Genomic DNA, 2,931 nt, shown 5'->3' on the forward strand with positions numbered 1-2,931 from the left:
CTATCGAGAATGACGTCGAGCCGTTACAGCCAGCCCTGCTCCTTGTAGTAGCGCTTGGCACCTTCATGCAGCGGGGCGGAGAGGCCCTGGCTGATCATGTCTTCCGGCGTCAGGTTGGCGAACGCGGGGTGCAGGCGCTTGAAGCGATCGAAGTTGTCGAACACGGCCTTGACCGTCTGGTAGACGACCTCATCGTCGACGTCGGCGGACGTCACGAAGGTCGCGCGGACACCGAAGGTCTCGACGTCGTCCGGGTTACCCTCGTACATGCCGCCCGGGATGGTGGACATGCTGTAGTAGGGGAACTCGTCGACCAGCCCTTTGACGGCATCGTCGTTCAACGGGACCAGGTTGGAGGCGACGGTGGTGGTCGCTTCCTGGATGGCGCCGTTGGGGTGACCGACCACGTAGGCCATGGCATCGATGTTGTTGTCGGCCAGCGCGGAGGCCATCTCGGCGGCACCCAGCTCGGAGGAGAGCGAGAAGACGCTGGTGTCCCAGCCTTCCGCATCCATCAGCACTTCCATGGTGGCGCGCTGGCCGGAGCCCGGGTTACCGATATTGACGCGCTTGCCCTTCAGGTCCTGGATGGAGTTGATGTCGGCATCCTTGCGCGCCAGGATGGTCAGCGGCTCGCCGTGGAGCGAGAAGACCGAGCGCAGGTTCTCCATCGGCTGGTCGAACTGCGCCTTGCCGTTGTAGGCGTTGAACTGCACGTCGGACTGCGCGACCCCCATGTTCAGTTCGCCGGACTTGATGCCGTTGATGTTGGCAACGGAGCCCCCGGTGGACGGCGCGTTACACCGAATGCCGCTCTCCTCGGCGCTGCGGTTGACCATCCGGCAGACGGACTGACCGACGACGTAGTAGACCCCTGTCTGACCGCCGGTGCCGATGGTGATGTACTGCTGATCCTGCGCCATGGCCGGCGTGGAGATCGATACGGCGCCCATCAGGGCGGAGGAGAGAACGGCTGCGGTTAATGCGTGGCGTTTCATGCGCATACCTCGAATTTTTCCCGTTTATTGTGTTGATCGGCGTTCCGATCGCGAAGACAACAGGCCGACCGGCGTGCGTCAGGGTGTGATTCAGATCGCACCGTGCCCGTGACTTACCCATTGCAACATAACTTATCCCCGACGGCGCGCCATCATATAGCGAGTTTTTGGCCGGAAAAACCGTCGGAAGAGACGGATTCCGCCTTCTCGGGCAAGAACCGGCCCATGGGTCCATTCCCGAACGGCGTCACTGGGCGCGTTCCCGGTGGTCCCGCGGCGTGTGCCGCCTCTGACCACCATTATCGGAATGACTCATGCCGGAAGCGAATGCGCATCACGGCGACTGGATCCAGGGCGCCAGCTCGATACGATCGCCCACCTCGATCCGGCGTTCGGCGAAGTAGCCGGCATTGGCTTCCAGTGCGGCCCGGAAGCGCGCCCCCGCCGGGTAGACGGGGCATCGACTCGACGACTCGGCGCGGCAGGGAGACATGGTCTTCAGCGAGCGTATCACGCCCTCCCCGTCGATGAAGGCGATATCCAGCGGAATTCGCGTTCGATACATCCAATAGGCGCTCGTCGCCGGCTGTTCGGCGCCGTACAGGAACAGCATCCCGGCATCGGCGGGCAGCGAATCGCGCTCCATCAGGCCTCGTGAACGCTGATGCGGGGTCTCGGCGACCTCGACCTGGAGCGTGTAGGTGCGTTCGCCATTGTCGAGGGCCAGCGCCTGGCGCGACGGCGCCTCCCCCCAGACCGGCATCGTGACCAGCGTCGACAACACCCAGGTGGCGTGAACTACGGCTCTCGATACCATGCCTCTCCCTCCCTGGTGGCCAGGCCGACCGTCAAGCCTGCTCCTCGTCGTCGGACTCACGCTGACGCTGGCTGTTCTGCGCCGTGGTCACCTGACGCGTGGCGGATTCGCCGCTCCCGTGTCGGTGATCGATGTAGGACAGCACGAACAACTGGGCGACGAGAAAACAGACGCAGAAGATGATTCCCTTGATCATGGATTGGACTCTCGAGTGCAAAGGCGGCGGAAGTGGCAGGGAGTATGGTCCAGCCTAGCGTAGGGTAACGCATTCATCGCAATGAGGAAGCCGACTTCCCTGCCCGGCGCGCTGCCGTCGAAGTCCCCGGGGAGCAAAATAACCTTGCTCTCGCTGGAGCCGCTGGGACAATGGGCCATCCGGCGCCAATGTCGACGACGCCTTTCAACGACGAGTACTGTACGTGCCCCTGAAGGACTTGCTGATCGGCCTGGGCATCATTGCCATCTGGGCCTTCAATATCATCGTGATCAAGCTCGGGATCGAGGATCTGCCGCCACTGCTGGTGACGGTACTCCGCTTCATGCTGGTCGCCGTGCTGATCGTGCCGTTCACTCGTATCTCGCGCCAGCAGCTCGCCTGGATCCTGCTGCTGGCCGTCACCTTCGGCGGCCTGCACTTTCCGCTGCTGTTCCTCGGCCTCCAGCACTCGGAGGCGGGCACCGGCGCCCTGCTGGTGCAGATGGGTACGCCCTTTGCCACGCTGCTGGCCGCGATCTTCCTCAAGGAGAAGCTTGGTCCGCGGCGAATCTTCGGCTTGATTCTCGCCTTCGGGGGTGTCGTCGTCCTGGCCGGGGGGCCATCACTGCCGCCGCCGGCCTCGACCGCCCTGCTCCTCGCCAGCGCCCTGTTCTGGGCCGTCTCGACCATGATCATCAAACTCGCGCCGCCGATCGCCCCGTTGACCATGACCGGCTGGATCTCGCTGTTCGCGATACCGCTGGTCGCTGCAGGCAGCTGGCTATTCGAGGACGACCAGTGGCACGCCCTGCAGAACGCCGGTCTGGCCGGCTGGGGCGCGGTGGTGTACACCGCCGTGATGTCATCGATCGCCGCCTATGGACTCTGGTACCGGCTCCTGCAAAAGCATCCCGTCAGCC

Annotated in this window: 4 protein-coding genes; 1 reads left to right on the plus strand and 3 read right to left on the minus strand. The window is 63.8% G+C overall.

Annotated elements, in window-relative coordinates; all coding sequences use genetic code 11:
- Nucleotides 1-23: 23 nt before the first annotated feature.
- The 3 genes from AC3AYF_RS14115 to AC3AYF_RS14125 all read right to left on the minus strand — a co-directional run bounded on the left by AC3AYF_RS14115 (nt 24) and on the right by AC3AYF_RS14125 (nt 2,011).
- The gene (locus AC3AYF_RS14115) at nt 24-998 is read right to left on the minus strand and encodes a TAXI family TRAP transporter solute-binding subunit (RefSeq protein ID WP_149436804.1); all 975 of its coding nucleotides are present in this window, start codon (nt 996-998) and stop codon (nt 24-26) included.
- A gap of 334 nt (nt 999-1,332) precedes the next feature.
- Entirely contained in the window at nt 1,333-1,815 is a 483-nt protein-coding gene (locus AC3AYF_RS14120) for a DUF192 domain-containing protein (protein WP_295036364.1), read from the minus strand.
- A 31-nt stretch (nt 1,816-1,846) separates the two neighbouring features.
- Nucleotides 1,847-2,011, minus strand: coding sequence for a hypothetical protein (locus AC3AYF_RS14125; RefSeq protein WP_295036365.1), 165 nt, complete (start codon nt 2,009-2,011; stop codon nt 1,847-1,849).
- A 223-nt stretch (nt 2,012-2,234) separates the two neighbouring features.
- Between AC3AYF_RS14125 and AC3AYF_RS14130 the strand changes: the two genes are divergently transcribed.
- Nucleotides 2,235-2,931 (plus strand): DMT family transporter (locus AC3AYF_RS14130; RefSeq protein ID WP_487779892.1); only part of this gene is annotated, 697 nt, incomplete at its 3' end.

The organism is Salinicola sp. (assembly GCF_982684285.1).